This is a genomic window from Streptomyces sp. NPDC003032, assembly GCF_053591415.1.
This window is the reverse complement of record NZ_JBSFTT010000004.1, coordinates 318,198-334,225: the sequence shown is the minus strand read 5'-3', so window position 1 is coordinate 334,225 and position 16,028 is coordinate 318,198. Positions and strand designations below refer to the sequence as shown.

The window sequence follows — 16,028 nt, the reverse complement described above, 5'->3', positions numbered from 1 at the left end:
ATACAGGTACACACAGTACACACATGTACTCACAGGTGCACATAGGGATGTACCGGCTATGGAGGGTCACATGACGTACGTACCGAAAGGCAGTGCGGCCGACGGTCCGTACGCCGTCGACATCGATCCGAAACGCGCCGGGTGGGACTACTCGGCGCTGCGTGTCGTCGAGATCGGCCCCGGCGGCACGCACTCCTTCAGCACCGGGGAGAGCGAATGGATCGTGCTCCCGCTGACCGGCGGCTGTACGGTGCACACGCAAGGCGGGATCATCGAACTCCTGGGCAGGGAGAGCGTATTCAGCGGAGTCACCGATTTCGCTTACGTTCCCCGGGATGCCCGGATCCAGATCGCCTCCGGCGCGGGAGGCCGCTTCGCCCTGGCAGGAGCGAAGTGCGAGCGTCGACTCCCCGCCCGCTACGGCTCCGCGCCGGAGGTCCCCGTCGAGAGCCGCGGCAGCGGCACCTGCGCCCGCGAGGTCCGTAACTTCGCCTCCGCGGACGCCTTCGACTGCGACCGCCTCATCGCCGTCGAGGTGATCACACCCGGCGGCAACTGGTCCTCGTACCCGCCGCACAAGCACGACGAGCACCGCCCGGGCGTCGAGGCCGAGCTCGAGGAGATCTACTACTTCGAGATCGAGGCGCCGGGCGGGCGCGAAGGTTTCGGTTACCAGCGGGTGTTTCCCTCCCGCGACGGTGGTACCGATGTCCTCGCCGAGGTCCGCACCGGAGACGCCGTGCTCGTGCCCGACGGCTGGCACGGCCCGTCCGTCGCCCAGCCGGGCCACGCCATGTACTACCTGAACGTGATGGCGGGACCCGGCGACGAGCGGGAGTGGCGGATCTGCTTCCACCCCGACCACACGGAGGGATACCGATGACGGCCACCGAGACGGGCAGTGTGCGGCTCACCACCGCTCAGGCGCTCGTGCGCTTCCTGTCCCGGCAGTACACCGAGCGGGACGGCGTCCGGCAGCGGCTGATCGGCGCGACCTGGGGCATCTTCGGCCACGGCAATGTGGCGGGGATCGGGCAGGCGCTCGTCGAGTACGCCGATGAGATGCCCTTCCACCAGGGCCGCAACGAACAGGCCATGGTGCACGCCGCCGTCGGATACGCCCGGCAGTCCGGCCGCCTCTCCGCCCACGCCGTCACCACGTCCATCGGACCCGGCGCCACCAACCTCGTCACCGGCGCCGCGCTCGCCACGGTCAACCGGCTGCCCGTCCTCCTCCTGCCCGGCGACACCTTCGCGGCCCGGCCCGCCGACCCCGTGCTCCAGCAGCTCGAAGTCCCGTACGCGGGCGACGTGTCCGTCAACGACTGTCTGCGGCCGGTCTCGAAGTACTTCGACCGCGTGACCCGCCCCGAGGCGCTGATCCCCGCCGCCCTCGCCGCGATGCGGGTGCTCACCGACCCCGCCGAGACGGGCGCCGTCACGCTCGCCCTGCCGCAGGACGTGCAGGCGGAGGCGCACGACTGGCCGGAGGAGTTCTTCACCGAGCGGGTGTGGGCCGTGCGCAGGGCGGCCCCTGATCCGCGGGAGCTGGCCGCCGCCGCGGACCTGGTGCGCGCGGCGCGGCGGCCCCTGATCATCGCGGGCGGCGGCGTCCACCACAGCGCCGCCGAGGAGACCCTCGCGGCCCTCACCGAAGCGACCGGCATCCCCGTCGCCTCCACCCAGGCGGGCAAGGGCTCCCTGCGCTTCGACCACCCGGCGGACGTCGGCGGCATCGGGCACACCGGCACGGCGACCGCGAACGAACTGGCCCGCGCCGCCGACCTGGTGATCGGCGTCGGCACCCGCTACAGCGACTTCACCACGGCCTCCGGCACGCTCTTCGAGGAGCCCGGGGTGCGCTTCCTCAACCTCAACGTCACACCGTTCGACGGCCACAAGATGGCGGGCGCCACCCTGATCGCCGACGCGCGCGCCGGACTTGAGGCGCTCGCGCGCGAGCTGCGCGGCCACCGTGTCGATCCCGCCTACTCCTTGGAGTACCGGGGCGACAAGGCCCGCTGGGAGCAGCGCGTCGACGCCGCGTACCACGTGGACGAGCCGGACGTACGCCCGACGCAGGCCCAGGTGCTCGGCGCGCTGGACGAGTTGGTGACGGAGGACGACATTCTCATCAACGCCGCCGGTTCGCTCCCCGGCGACCTGCACAAGCTGTGGCGGACGCGGTCGGCGCGGCAGTACCACGTCGAGTACGGCTACTCCTGCATGGGATACGAGATTCCGGCGTCGATCGGTGTCGCGCTCGCCGCGCCCGAGCGCCGGGTGTGGGCGCTGGTCGGCGACGGGACGTATCTGATGAACCCGACCGAGATCGTCACGGCCGTCCAGGAGAACGTGCCGGTCAAGGTCGTCATCCTGCAGAACCACGGCTACGCGTCGATCGGCGGCCTCTCGGAGTCCGTGGGCGGCGAGCGGTTCGGCACGGACTACCGCTTCCGGGCGCCGGACGGGACGTACAGCCAGGACCCGCTGCCCGTCGACCTCGCCGCCAACGCGGCCTCGCTCGGGATGCGGGTGCTGCGCGCCAAAACAGTGCGTGACCTGCGCGGGGCACTGCGCGAAGCGCGTGACGCAGACCGTCCCACATGTGTCTATGTGGAGACGGAAACGGCAGACACAGTGTCGGGCCCGCCCCCGGCACAGGCGTGGTGGGATGTGCCCGTGGCCGAGACGGCGACCCGGGTGTCCGCGGTCAAGGCCAGGGAAGAGTACGACCGGCACGTCACTGCCCGACGCCGCCACCTGTGAGAGTAGGGATGCTTGTCATGACGAAGACCGTCAATCACTGGATCGGTGGAAAGCCCGTCGAGAGGGCCGCGGGCGCGTCCGGGTCGTACGGCTCGGTCACCGACCCGGCGACCGGCGCCGTCACCACGCGGGTCGCCTACGCGGACGTGGCCGAGGTGGACGCGGCGGTCGCCGCCGCCCGCGAGGCCTTCGCGACCTGGGGCACGTCCTCGCTCGCCAAGCGCACCGCGATCCTCTTCAAGTTCCGCGCGCTCCTGGACGCCAACCGCGACGCGATCGCCGAACTGATCGTCGCCGAGCACGGCAAGGTGCACTCCGACGCGCTCGGCGAGGTCGCCCGCGGTCTGGAGATCGTCGACCTGGCCTGCGGCATCACGGTGCAGCTGAAGGGCGAGCTGTCCACGGAGGTGGCGAGCCGCGTGGACGTGTCGTCCATCCGCCAGCCGCTGGGCGTCGTCGCGGGCATCACGCCGTTCAACTTCCCGGCGATGGTGCCGATGTGGATGTTCCCGCTGGCCATCGCGTGCGGCAACACGTTCGTCCTGAAGCCGTCGGAGAAGGACCCGTCCGCGTCGATGAAGATCGCGGAGCTGCTGAGCGAGGCCGGTCTGCCCGACGGCGTCTTCAATGTCGTGCACGGTGACAAGGTGGCCGTGGACCGCCTCCTGGAGCACCCGGACGTGGCGGCCGTCTCCTTCGTGGGCTCCACGCCCATCGCCCGCCACATCCACACCACCGCCTCCGCCAACGGCAAGCGCGTCCAGGCGCTCGGCGGCGCCAAGAACCACATGCTGGTCCTGCCGGACGCCGACCTGGACGCGGCCGCCGACGCCGCGGTCTCCGCCGCCTACGGCTCCGCGGGCGAGCGCTGCATGGCCATCTCCGCGATCGTCGCGGTCGGCTCCATCGCCGACGAGCTGGTCGGCAAGATCAAGGAGCGCGCCGAGAAGATCAAGATCGGTCCGGGCAACGACCCGACGTCCGAGATGGGGCCGCTCATCACCGCCGCCCACCGCGACAAGGTCGCCTCGTACGTCACGGGCGCCGCGGCCGAGGGCTGCGAGGTCGTCCTCGACGGCACGGGCTACACGGTCGAGGGCCACGAGGACGGCCACTGGATCGGCCTCTCGCTGCTGGACCGGGTGCCGACCACGGCCAAGGCCTACCGGGACGAGATCTTCGGCCCCGTCCTGTGCGTGCTGCGCGTCGACACGTACGAGGAGGGCGTGGCCCTCATGAACGCCTCGCCGTTCGGCAACGGCACCGCGATCTTCACCCGGGACGGCGGCGCGGCCCGCCGCTTCCAGCTGGAGATCGAGGCCGGCATGGTCGGCGTGAACGTGCCGATCCCGGTGCCGGTGGGCTACCACTCCTTCGGTGGCTGGAAGGACTCGCTCTTCGGCGACCACCACATCTACGGCAACGACGGCACGCACTTCTACACGCGCGGCAAGGTCATCACCACGCGCTGGCCCGACCCGTCGGACGCGCCGGCCGGGGTGGACCTGGGATTCCCGCGCAACCACTGAGTCATCGACGCGTGACAGCGCGTAGAGCGAGGCCGTCCGGTATCCGGACGGCCTCGTTTCTTTTTTGGGGCCGCGCTTGCGGTTCCCGTGCACAGGGCGCAATCCGGGCAGCGAAGGCTCTACGCGCCCTACGCCTGCGAAGGCAAGGTCAACATCCGTATTCGTGTACTCAAAGAGACCCCTTGTGGCAAACCCTTGGGAATGCCAGGTGAGTTGGGTGAGCCGGGCGCTGCGGATTCCGCAGGTAAATGACCGTTGACGTTCCGGTTATCGGCGGGGTTCCATGACGCGCCGGGAGCCACAGAAAACGCAGATCAGAAGCCTTCGGAGGCGATAGGGCTCCCGCCGCATCTCCTGCCGCACGAGTCGATCGGAATCGCGCTTCATGACCGACACGCTCCGCCCGCTCCAGCCACCCACCGCCGCGCCCCAGGCGCCCCTGGCGGCCCTGGGCGATCCGGAAAGTCCCCAGAAGCTCAAGCGTTCCATCGGCGTCGTCGGCGGCACCCTCCTCACGCTGTCCTGCGTGACACCCGCCTCCACGCTCTTCGTGGTGGTCCCCGACCTCTTCTCCTCGCTCGGCACCGCCACCGCGCTCACCATCGCGATCGGCTCGCTGCTCTGCGTGGGCGTCGCCTTCTGCTACTCGGAGCTGGGCACCCTCATCCCCAGCGCGGGCGGCGAGTACGCGATGGTCTCCACGATGGCGGGGCGCCTGGCCGGCTGGCTGGTCTTCGTCCTGTCGCTGCTCGTCGTGATGATCGTGCCGCCCGTCATCGCCATGGGCACGGCGGACTACCTGGCGCCGGTCATGCACCTCGACCCGTCCTACGCGGGCGCGGGCGTCATGATCTGCGCGACCCTCGCGGGCCTGCTCGACCTGCGGGCCAACGCGTGGATCACCGGCATCTTCCTCGTGCTTGAGGTCGTGGCGGCGGGCGTCGTGGCCGTCCTCGGCTTCGCCCACGCCGAGCGGGGCGCGGGCAGCCTGGCGGACCTCTCGGTGGCGGGCTCCGGCCCCGGCGGCGTCGACACCGTCACGGCCATGCTGATCGTCTCCGGCCTCGCGATCGCCCTCTTCGTCACGCAGGGCTTCTCCACGGCCGTCTATCTCTCCGAGGAGCTGGAGAACCCGCGCCGCAACGTCGCGCGCACCGTCCTCGCCACCCTCGCCATCTCCACGGTGATCATCCTGGTGCCGGTCGTCGCGATCACCATGGGCGCCGAGAGCCTGACCGCCCTGACCGAGGGCGACATCAGCGCGATGGTGACGGCCTGGTCCAACTCGGCGGTCGGTACGTTCGTCAGCCTCTGCGTGGCTCTCGCGATCATCAACGCGGGCATCGTCATGGTCATCCAGAACTCCCGCGTCCTGTTCGCCTCCGCGCGGGACAAGGCGTGGCCCTCGCCGGTGAACAAGGCGCTGTCGAAGCTCGGCGCGTCCGGCGCCCCCTGGGTGGCCACGCTCCTGGTCGGCGTCCCCGGCGCGCTCCTGTGCTTCGTCAACCTGGACACGCTGTACGGCGTGACCGGCGTCTCCGTGACCGGCATGTACCTCCTGGTGGCGGTCGCCGCGCTGCTCGCCCGGCGGGGCTCGCACGGCCACGGGGCGGCCTGGCGGATGCCGCTGTGGCCGGCGGTGCCTGTGGTGCTGATCGCCGTGCTCGCGTACGTGCTGAGCCAACAGGAGGTGGAGTACCTCGGGTGGACCGGCGGCATCGTGGTCGTGGCGACGCTGTACTGGGCGCTGTACCTGCGGCCGCGGCGGGAGACGCGCTGGCTGGTGAGCGTCCCCGAGGACGGGCAGGCGGAACTCAGCCCCTGATCCGCCGCTCCACCTCCGCCCAGTCCTCCGGATCCACCTCCGCGGAGCCGCCCACGCCCAGCAGGTCACGGTCCTTGAACCCGCTGGACGTGGACACGCACACCACGGGCCCGTCGGGCGCCGCCGCCCCCCGCTGCCGGTACCCGGCGAGGCCCGCCGCGGCCGAGAGCTCCGCCCAGAGGCCCGCCCCCGCCAACTCCGCCCGCGCGGCGGCCATCTCCGCGTCGGAGACGAGCAGCGCCCCGCCCCCGCTCTCGCGGACGGCGACCACCCCTCGGTATCCGCCGACCGCCGAGCCGATCGCGTACGCCGCCGTCTCCCCGACCGTGACCCGCGTCGCCGGGACCCCGTCCCGCAGCGCGGCGGCCAGCGGCCCACCGGCGGCGGGCTCGCAGCTGAAGAGGCGGGGCACCCGGTCGGCGAGGCCCAGGGTGACCAGTTCCGCGAAGCCCTTCCAGACGCCGAAGAGCAGCTCGCCGTAGCCGGTGGGCAGGAAGACCGCGGCGGGGACGCCCAGCTCGGCGTGGATCTCGTAGGCGAGGGTCTTGTAGCCCTCGGGCCCGAACGCGTGCCCGGTGTGCGTGGGCGTCACATTGCTGACGGGGTGGTAGCCGAACCGCTCCACGATCCGCCGCAGCAGCGGCCACCGCGCGTCCACGGGCACGGGCAGCACCACCGCGCCGTACGCACGCAGGAACGCGTCGACCGCGGGCGGTGTCCCCGCCGCGCTGAGCACCACGCACCGCAGGCCCGCCCGCGCCGCGTACGCCGCGGCCGAGGCGCCGTGGTTGCCGGACGAGGCGACGACGATGCCCTCCGCGCCCGCGCCGACCGCCGCGCTCACCGTGACGCGGTTGATGCGGTCCTTGTGGCTCCAGGTCGGATTGCGGGACTCGTCCTTGATCCACAGGCCGTCGCCGAGGGGGACGAGCGGCGTGCCGCCCTCGCCGAGACCGGGCGCGTGCAGCGGCGGCAGGAGCGGCGCCCAGCGCTCGTGGCCGCGCGGCCGGCCGGGCGCGGTGGTGAACAGGCCCGCGGGGACCTTGTCGTAGGCGTAGTCGACCTCGACCGGATACGACACGCTCTCCGTGCTGGTCACCGGGCACCCGGCGGTGAGCGGCGGCCACAGCGGGAACCGGACGGACGGATCACCGAGCGAGCGCTGGCCGGTGGCGAGGGAATCCCGGGATGTCATAGGTGCAGACTCTATTCACCCCTGACGCGGTATGTCTCCGATCACCTCGACGGACTGCGCTCGGCGATGCGTACCGCGTACCACGAGCGCGGTACGCGGGGCGCGGAGTCTACTCCCTGGGGAGACAGGGCAGTTCAGACCGGCGGCTGCCCCGGTTGTCAGTCGCCGCCCGTACCGTTGACGGCATGGATCTACGACTGCCCAGGCCCAGGCTTCCCGGACCGCGCGGGCCACGCCGGCTGATCGCCGCCGCGGCCGCCGTCGTGGTGCTCGCGGGGGCGGGCACCTGGACGGCGGTGGCGGCGGACGACGCCCCGGCCGTGCACCGGTCGGACGGCATGCTCGACACCGGCGGCGCGAAGATCGACACGTCCTACTTCACCGCGGGGGACCCCGGCGAGAAGCGCCCCGCCGTCCTCGTCGGCCACGGCTTCGGCGACACCAAGGAGTCCGTGCGCGAGCAGGCGCAGGACCTGGCCAGGGACGGCTATGCCGTGCTGACCTGGTCCGCGCGCGGATTCGGCAGGTCCACCGGGAAGATCGGGCTCAACGACCCCAAGGGCGAGGTCGCCGACGTCTCGAAGATGATCGACTGGCTGGCGAAGCGGCCCGAGGTGCGGCTCGACAAGGCCGGTGACCCGCGCGTGGGCGTCACCGGCTCCTCGTACGGAGGGGCGGTGTCGCTGCTCGCCGCCGGGTACGACCGGCGGGTGGACGCGATCGCCCCGCAGGTCACCTACTGGAACCTCGCGGACGCGCTGTTCCCCGACGGCGTCTTCAAGAAGATGTGGGCCAGCGTCTTCATCAACACCGGAGGCGGCTGCGACCAGTTCGAGAAGCGGCTGTGCGCCATGTACGAACGGGTCGCGGTGGCCGGGAAGCCGGACGCCGAGGCGCGCGACCTGCTCGCCGAGCGCAGCCCGGCCGCCGTCGCCGACCGGATCAAGGTGCCGACGTTCCTCGCGCAGGGCCAGACGGACTCGCTCTTCACGCTCGGCCAGGGCGACGCCATCGCCCGGGGCATCCGCGCCAACGACGCGCCCGTTACCGTCGACTGGATCGCGGGCGGCCACGACGGCGGCGCCCGCGAGCGGGAGCGTGGACGCGTCGAGAAGCGCATCGGCACATGGTTCGACCGCTATCTGAAGGACGACAAGAGCGCCGACACCGGCCCCGCGTTCCGCGTCACCCGCACCGGAGGAGTCGACTCCACCGACGGGGCGGCCCAGCTGCGGGGCGCGACCGGCGACACGTACCCCGGCCTGGGGAGCGACCGGCGCGCGGTGCCGCTCGGCGGGCGCGAGCAGACGTTCGACAACCCCGCCGGGGCGAGCCCGCCCGCGATCTCCACGCTCCCCGGCCTCGGCGGCGGCGGCCTCTCCCGGCTGTCCTCCCTCGGCGTCGGCGTCTCCCTGGACTTCCCCGGGCAGAACGCCACGTTCGAGTCGAAGCCGCTGGGCGAGGACCTGCGGATCACCGGGGCACCGACGGTGCGGGCCCATGTGAAGTCCTCCCGTGAGGACGCGGTGCTCTTCGCGAAGGTGTACGACGTCGGGCCCGACGGGAAGCAGCAGGTCCTGCCCTCGCAACTGGTCGCCCCGGTGCGGATCCAGGGCGCGGGCGCCAAGGGGGGCAAGGACGTCGAGCTGCGGCTGCCCGCCATCGACTACGAGGCGCAGAAGGGCCACCGCCTCCGCCTCGTCCTCGCCTCCACCGACCTCGGCTACGCGTCACCGGCCGAGTCCGCCGCGTACACCGTCTCGCTGAAGGGCGACCTGATGGTGCCGACGGCTCCCGGTGTGAAGACCGCCGCCGCGCCGCTGCCCTCCTGGGTGTGGTGGCTGCCGGCCGCCGCAGCCGTGCTCGCCCTCGGCCTGCTGCTCACCGGACGCCGCCACACGACCGCCCCCGCGCCCGACCCCGCGCTCGCCGAAGTGCCTCTCCGGATCACGGACTTGAGCAAGCGGTACGCCAGGTCCAGCGACCGGTACGCCGTCCGTGACGTCTCCTTCAGCGTCGAGAAGGGCCAGGTCCTCGGCCTCCTGGGGCCGAACGGCGCGGGCAAGACGACGACGCTGCGCATGCTGATGGGCCTGATCCGGCCCGACGCCGGCGAGATCCGCGTCTTCGGGCAGGCGATCCGGCCGGGGGCGCCCGTCCTCTCCCGGGTCGGCGCGTTCGTCGAGGGCGCCGGATTCCTGCCGCACCTCAGCGGCCGGGAGAACCTGGAGCTGTACTGGAAGGCGACCGGCCGCCCCGCCGAAGACGCCCACCTGGCCGAGGCGTTGGAGATCGCCGGACTCGGCGACGCCCTGACCCGCGCGGTACGGACGTACTCGCAGGGCATGCGGCAGCGCCTCGCCATCGCCCAGGCCATGCTCGGCCTGCCGGACCTGCTGATCCTCGACGAGCCGACGAACGGCCTCGACCCGCCGCAGATCCGCGAGATGCGGGAGGTCATGATCCGGTACGCCCGCGAGGGGCGCACGGTCATCGTCTCCAGCCACCTCCTCGCCGAGGTCGAGCAGTCCTGCACGCACCTGGTCGTCATGGACCGCGGCCGTCTCGTCCAGGCGGGCCCGGTCGCCGAGATCGTCGGCTCCGGGGACACGCTCCTCGTGGGGCTCGCGGCGGACGTCTCCGACCCGCTGGTCGAGAAGATCGCCGCGCTGCCCGGCGTCACCTCGGCGGTCCGCGCGGACGGCGGCCTGCTCCTGCGGCTCGACGGCACGGAGGCAGGGAGCGGCGCCCGGCTGCTGCCCGAACTGGTCCGCCTTGACGTGCCCGTGGAGTCCATGGGCCCGCACCGCCGCCTCGAAGACGCGTTCCTGACCCTGATCGGAGGCACCGCATGAGCGCCCCCACACTGGAGCGCCCCACGGCGCCCGGCTACCGCGCCGGACGCACTCTTCCCCTGCGGGTCGAGGCGGTCCGCCAGCTGAAGCGGCGCCGCACGCTCGTGATGGGCGGCGTCATGGCGCTGCTGCCCGTCGTGCTCGTCATCGCGTTCGCCGTCGCCGGTTCGCCGGGGGCGCGCAACAGCGAGGTGACACTGATGGACACGGCCACGGCGTCGGGCGCCAACTTCGCCGCCACGTGCCTGTTCGTGTCGGCGGGCTTCCTCCTGGTCATCCCTGTCGCGCTGTTCTGCGGGGACACGGTGGCGTCCGAGGCGAGCTGGTCGTCCCTGCGCTATCTGCTGGCGGCCCCCGTGCCGCGGGCCCGCCTCCTGTGGTCCAAGCTCGCCGTGGCGCTCGCTCTCAGCGCCGCCACCATGGTGCTGCTCCCGCTGATCGCGCTGGCGGTCGGCACGATGGCCTACGGCTGGGGGCCGCTGGAGATCCCCACCGGCGGCGCACTGCCCGCGGGCACGGCGGCGCAGCGCCTGCTGATCGCCGTCGCGTACGTCTTCGTCTCCCAGCTGGTCACCGCGGGCCTCGCGTTCTGGCTGTCGACGAAGACCGACGCCCCGCTCGGCGCGGTCGGCGGCGCGGTCGGCCTGACGATCATCGGCAACGTCCTGGACGCGGTGACCGCGCTCGGCGGCTGGCGCGACTTCCTCCCGGCGCACTGGCAGTTCGCCTGGGCCGACGTGATCCAGCCGCGCCCCGAGTGGGGCGGCATGATCCAGGGCGCGGCGATCTCGGTGACGTACGCGCTGGTGCTGTTCGCGCTGGCATTCCGGGGGTTCGCGCGGAAGGACGTGGTCAGCTGAGGACGTCCACAGCGGGCCGTACGCCCAGAGATCACCGTAGCCGCGTCGAGCCGCATCGAGACGCATCCGAAACGTCCCCGAGCGATCGTTCGAGACGGTCCGCGCGTCACAGTCAGGAAAGCCGACGACGCGAGGGGGAGAGATGCGGACCCGGAAGATACGGCACGGGGTGCTCGCCGTGGCCATGGCCGGTGGGCTGCTGCTGAGCGGCTGCAGCGGTGGCGGCGGGGAGAACCGCTCCACCGCGGACGGGAGCGGCAAGAGCCGGCAGGACGGCGGCGCACCGCTTCCCGCGCCCAGCTCGCCCGGTACCGGCGGCGCGGCGGCCCCCGGGGAAGAACAGGGCGACGACGAGAAGGAGTTTGCGCGCGACTACCTCTCCACCTTCGCCCTGGACGTCGACACCGCCTCGTACGGCTACGCGCGCCGCACGCTGGCCGAGGGCCGCCTGCCCGACCCGGCGACGGTCCGCCCCGAGGAGTTCGTCAACAGCTTCCGGCAGGACTATCCCCGGCCCGACGGCGACGGCTTCTCCGTCAGCGTGGACGGCGCCCGCACCGGCGACGACCGCTGGTCGCTGCTCAGGGTCGGCCTCGCCACCCGGGAAGCCGCCGACGAGAGCGAACGTCCGCCCGCCGCCCTCACCTTCGTCATCGACGTCTCCGGCTCCATGGCCGAGCCGGGCCGCCTCGACCTCGTGAAGAAGTCCCTCGGCATCATGACCGACCGGCTGCGGCCCGACGACTCGATCGCCCTCGTCACCTTCAGCGACACCGCCGAGACGGTCCTGCCGATGACCCGCCTCGGCGACACCGGTGACGGCCGCGCCCGCGTGCACACGGCGATCGACCGTCTGGAGCCCACCCAGTCCACCAACCTGGAGGCGGGCATCACCACCGGCTACGACACGGCGGTGCGCGGCAAGAGGCAGGGCGCGACCAACCGTGTCGTGCTGCTCTCCGACGCCCTCGCCAACACCGGCGAGACCAGCGCCGACGGCATCCTGGACCGGATCTCCGACGCCCGCCGCGCCCACGGCATCACCCTCTTCGGTGTCGGCGTGGGCAGCGACTACGGCGACGCCCTGATGGAGCGCCTCGCCGACAAGGGCGACGGCCACACCACCTACGTGTCGAACGTCGAGGACGCCCGCGATGTCTTCTGCGGGCAGCTGCCCGCCCACGTCGAGCTGCGCGCCCGCGACGCGAAGGCGCAGGTCGCCTTCGACCCGGAGACTGTCGAGCGGTTCCGTCTGATCGGCTACGAGAACCGCCAGGTCGCCGACGACGACTTCCGCGACGACTCCGTGGACGGCGGCGAGATCGGCCCCGGCCACACGGTGACGGCGCTGTACGCGGTGCGCGCCAAGCCGGGCGCCGACGGTCACCTCGCGACGGCGAGCGTGCGCTGGCTCGACCCGGACAGCCGTACCCCGCACGAGGAGTCGGGCCGCGTCGAGGCCGCCGACCTGGACACGTCGCTGTGGCGAGCCGGCGACGGCCTGCAACTGGCCGCCATCGCCGCGTACTTCGCCGACGGTCTGCGCTCCGGCACGACCGACGGCTACACCAGGCCGCACGGCACCACCGCGCTCCCCGGCACGCCCTCCCTGCGTGAACTGGCGGGCCGCGCCCGCGAGCTGTCCGACCAGGGCAAGCCGGTACGCGACCTGGCCACCGCCATCGGCCGGGCCGCTGCCCTCACCCGCTCGAAGACCCCGCCGGAACTGGAGCCGCAGTCACCGAGCGGCGAGGTCCCGCCCCACCTCGTCGGCTAATCCGCCGCCCGCAGCCGATACCCGTACGCGTACGTCCGCCCCGAGTGCAGCAGATACGGCTCCTCGGGCGGCGCGCCCCACGAGTCGTTGCCGCCGACACCCATCTGCCGGTGGTTGACCCCGAGCACGGTCTCCGCGCGCCGCTTCACCTCGTACGGATGGCGCGGCCCGTCCAGGTCGAACGGTGTGTGGTGCAAGGCGCTGACCTCCAGGAACGGCTCGCCGTCCGCCGGGTCGGCCAGCACGGCGAGGCCCACGCCGGACCGGTCGGCGAGCGCGATACGCCGTACGTCGGTCATGTTGCCGGTCTGCTGCGGCCGGACGTACGGAGCGACCTGCGCGTCGACGGTCGAGCGGTAACGCCCCACAAAAGCGGCCGACTTGCGGTCCGAATAGTTCTCGTGCGGCCCACGCCCGTACCAGTCGAGCCGCTCGAACCCGACGGGTACGGTCAACAGGGCGCCCACCATGGGCAGATCGGGCAGCCCGAAGGCCGCCTTCAAGGTGTGCCGCACCCGCACCTCGCCGTCGCCGCGCACGGTGAACACGGTCTGCCAGCGCGACGCCCACGGCGCGGTCGGCAGCACGGCGCTCACCGCGATCGTGACCTCACCGGGTGAGGGCTGCGCGACCTTCACCCCGGTGACCTTCGCCCTGGCGCCCGCGTTCCGCCACGTGGCGGCGCGCTGGTGGTACTTGCGGCCGATGTCGTTGTCCGTGGGCGCGCGCCAGAAGTTGGGTACGGGGCCTTCGGCCAGCAGCAGCCGGCCCTTGACCTTGTACGAGGAGAGGGTCCCGGTGGCCTTGGACAGTACGACCTCGACGTCCCGGCCGCCGACCCGCACCTCCTTCCGGTCCTCGTCCAGCTCCAGGCGGGGCAGCGAGCCGGGCGCCGGGTCGGCGGGCGCGGGGGCGTGCCAGTCGAGGGGGAGCTGCTCGGCGGCGACGGTGTGCCCGGCCTCGGCCCAGCTGGTCTTCTTCCGCAGCACGAGGGCGAGGTTCAGCCAGTACTCGGCGCCGGGCGTCAGCCGGTCGGGCTTCTCGTACGGGACGCGCACGGTCCCCGAGGCGCCGGGCGCCACGTCCGGCGCGGCGAGGGTCCCACGCTGGATCTCCTCGCCGTCCCGCGTGAGGGCCCACCGCAGCTCGTACGCGTCCAACGTGCTGAAGAGGTGTTTGTTGCCGATCCGCACGGTCCCGGCGGCTCCGGCGCCCCCGGCGGCCGGGTCGGCCGTGGTGAAGGACGCGGGCTGGTAGACCTTCTTGATCTCGAAGAGTCCGGGGTGGGGCTCGCGGGTGGAGGCGACGAGACCGTTGCAGCTGAAGTTGCCGTCGGTCGGATATCCGGGCTTCCAGTCACCGCCGTACGACAGATAACTGCGTGTGCGGTCCCCGGGGGTCGGCCGCCGGATGTTCTGGTCGACCCAGTCCCACACGAACGCCCCGTGCAGGTTGGGGTAGGTGTCGAAGAGCTTCCAGTACTCGGGGAGGTTGCCGCTGCTGTTGCCCATGGCGTGCGAGTACTCGCACAGGATGTACGGCTTGGGGTTGCCGGACTTCCCGTACCTCTCGACGTCGGCGGGCTTCGCGTACATCTCGCTGTGGAAGTCGGCGACGGAGTTCATGCCCTCGTAGTGCACGGGCCGTGAGCCGTCGCGGGCGCGCACCCACTCGGCCATGACCTTGAAGTTGTCACCCTGCCCGGCGTCGTTGCCGAGCGACCACGCCACCACGCTCGCGTGGTTCTTGTCCCGCTCCACCATGGACCGCAGCCGGTCCACGCAGGCATCGGTCCACTCGGGCAGCGACCCGGGGAGCCGGTCGCGCACGCCGTGCGTCTCCAGGTTCGTCTCGTCGATGACATACAGGCCGTACTCGTCGCACAGCTCCAGCCAGCGGGGGTGGTTGGGGTAGTGGGAGGTGCGTACGGCGTTGATGTTGTGCCGCTTCATCAGCAGCACGTCCTGGAGCATCACGGACTCCGGGACCGCCTGCCCGTGGTCGGGGTGGGACTCGTGCCGGTTGGTGCCGCGGAACATGACGGGCCGGCCGTTGACGGTGAACTTGCCGGGGCCGCAGTCCACTTGCCGGAAACCCACCCGGGTCCGCTGTACGTCCACGGCTCTCCCGGCACCGTCCCGCAGGGTGACGACCAGGGTGTAGAGATAGGGCCGCTCGGCGGACCACAGGGCGGGCTTCTTGAGGTCGGCCTTGAGGGTGAGCGGCTCACCGGGCACGGCCTTCCCGCCCAGCCGCCCGCCCGGAACGATCCGTCCGTCGGCGTCGTGGAGCACGGCGTCGACGCGGTGGTCCGCCTTGCCTGTGCGCCCCTCGCCGCCCCGGTCCCTTACGGTGACGGTGACGGAGAGCGCCGCGTCCCGGAACGCCCCGTCGAGGTCGGTCCGCACGCCGAGGTCATGCACATGCACCTCGGGTACGGAGTACACGTAAACGTCCCGGAAGATACCGGACAGGTCGATCATGTCCTGGTCCTCCAGCCAGCTGCCGTCGGACCACCGGTAGACCTCTACGGCGAGTGAGTTGTCGCCCGGCCGCAGGTACGCGGTGATGTCGAACTCCGCGGGGGTGTAGCTGTCCTCGCTGTAGCCGACCTTCTTGCCGTTGACCCAGACGAAGAACGCGGACTTCACGCCCTGGAAGGAGATCAGCGTCCGGCGCCCCTTCCAGCCGCGCGGCACGGTGAAGGTACGGCGGTAGGAGCCGACGGGGTTGAAGTCCTTGGGCACGTCGGGGAAATCGGGCTTCTCGTACCCCTCCCACGGGTACTTGATGTTGAGGTAGATCGGCTCCGGATACCCCTCGATCTCCCAGTTCGAGGGCACGGGGATGCGGTCCCACCCGCTCACGTCGTAGCCGTCGGCCTCGAAGCCGACCGGCCGTTTCTCCGGGTTCCTGGCCCAGTGGAAGGCCCAACGCCCGTTCAGTGAGCGGTAGTAGGGCGACTTCGTGTGCTCGCCGCGCAGGGCGTCGGCGGCGGAGGCGTACGGGACGAGCCGGGTGCGGGCGGGCTCTCTGTTGACCTGGAAGACGCGGGGGTCGGCATTCCACTCGGGTGTCTCCATGTTCCCGGCAGCGGACGTGGCGGACGCTGCGAAGGCCTGCTTCTGCGCGGCGAAGGCGGCCCAGCCCGCCAGCGCGGTACCGGTGGCGAGGAAGGACCGGCGGTTCGGACGGTAGGCGCTCATGTGGCAGCTCCG

Annotated in this window: 9 protein-coding genes; 7 read left to right on the top strand and 2 right to left on the bottom strand. The window is 71.9% G+C overall.

Annotated features, from left to right (window positions below; all coding sequences use genetic code 11):
- Window positions 1–70 precede the first annotated feature (70 nt).
- From iolB to ACWDZ7_RS08085, 4 genes are all read left to right on the top strand, one after another.
- A complete protein-coding gene (gene iolB, locus ACWDZ7_RS08100) occupies window positions 71–883 on the top strand; it encodes a 5-deoxy-glucuronate isomerase (RefSeq protein WP_451795819.1) in 813 nt (270 codons plus the stop codon).
- The gene (iolD, locus tag ACWDZ7_RS08095) at window positions 880–2,769 is read left to right on the top strand and encodes a 3D-(3,5/4)-trihydroxycyclohexane-1,2-dione acylhydrolase (decyclizing) (RefSeq protein WP_451795817.1); all 1,890 of its coding nucleotides are present in this window, start codon (window positions 880–882) and stop codon (window positions 2,767–2,769) included. The genes iolB and iolD overlap by 4 nt, the downstream gene beginning before the upstream one ends.
- A 17-nt stretch (window positions 2,770–2,786) precedes the next feature.
- The gene (gene mmsA, locus ACWDZ7_RS08090; RefSeq protein ID WP_451795815.1) at window positions 2,787–4,298 is read left to right on the top strand and encodes a CoA-acylating methylmalonate-semialdehyde dehydrogenase; all 1,512 of its coding nucleotides are present in this window, start codon (window positions 2,787–2,789) and stop codon (window positions 4,296–4,298) included.
- Between the two features lie 385 nt (window positions 4,299–4,683).
- The gene (locus tag ACWDZ7_RS08085; RefSeq protein WP_451795813.1) at window positions 4,684–6,123 is read left to right on the top strand and encodes an APC family permease; all 1,440 of its coding nucleotides are present in this window, start codon (window positions 4,684–4,686) and stop codon (window positions 6,121–6,123) included.
- Here ACWDZ7_RS08085 and ACWDZ7_RS08080 read toward each other — a convergent pair.
- On the bottom strand, window positions 6,113–7,318 hold the full coding sequence (locus ACWDZ7_RS08080; RefSeq protein ID WP_451795811.1) for a threonine synthase: 1,206 nt from the start codon (window positions 7,316–7,318) through the stop codon (window positions 6,113–6,115). The genes ACWDZ7_RS08085 and ACWDZ7_RS08080 overlap by 11 nt on opposite strands.
- Window positions 7,319–7,503: 185 nt before the next feature.
- Here ACWDZ7_RS08080 and ACWDZ7_RS08075 point away from each other — a divergent pair, with 185 nt between their 5' ends.
- The 3 genes from ACWDZ7_RS08075 to ACWDZ7_RS08065 all read left to right on the top strand — a co-directional run bounded on the left by ACWDZ7_RS08075 (window position 7,504) and on the right by ACWDZ7_RS08065 (window position 12,810).
- Window positions 7,504–10,173 (top strand): alpha/beta fold hydrolase, encoded by a 2,670-nt coding sequence (locus tag ACWDZ7_RS08075; protein ID WP_451795809.1) that lies wholly within the window; start codon window positions 7,504–7,506, stop codon window positions 10,171–10,173.
- Complete coding sequence (locus ACWDZ7_RS08070; RefSeq protein WP_451795807.1) at window positions 10,170–11,033, top strand: ABC transporter permease; 864 nt, start codon at window positions 10,170–10,172, stop codon at window positions 11,031–11,033. The genes ACWDZ7_RS08075 and ACWDZ7_RS08070 overlap by 4 nt, the downstream gene beginning before the upstream one ends.
- 142 nt (window positions 11,034–11,175) lie before the next feature.
- Window positions 11,176–12,810, top strand: coding sequence for a YfbK domain-containing protein (locus ACWDZ7_RS08065; RefSeq protein WP_451795805.1), 1,635 nt, complete (start codon window positions 11,176–11,178; stop codon window positions 12,808–12,810).
- Here ACWDZ7_RS08065 and ACWDZ7_RS08060 read toward each other — a convergent pair.
- Window positions 12,807–16,016, bottom strand: a complete 3,210-nt coding sequence (locus ACWDZ7_RS08060; RefSeq protein WP_451795803.1) for a glycoside hydrolase family 2 TIM barrel-domain containing protein — start codon at window positions 16,014–16,016, stop codon at window positions 12,807–12,809. The two genes, ACWDZ7_RS08065 and ACWDZ7_RS08060, sit on opposite strands and share 4 nt — an antisense overlap.
- Between the last annotated feature and the right edge of the window lie 12 nt (window positions 16,017–16,028).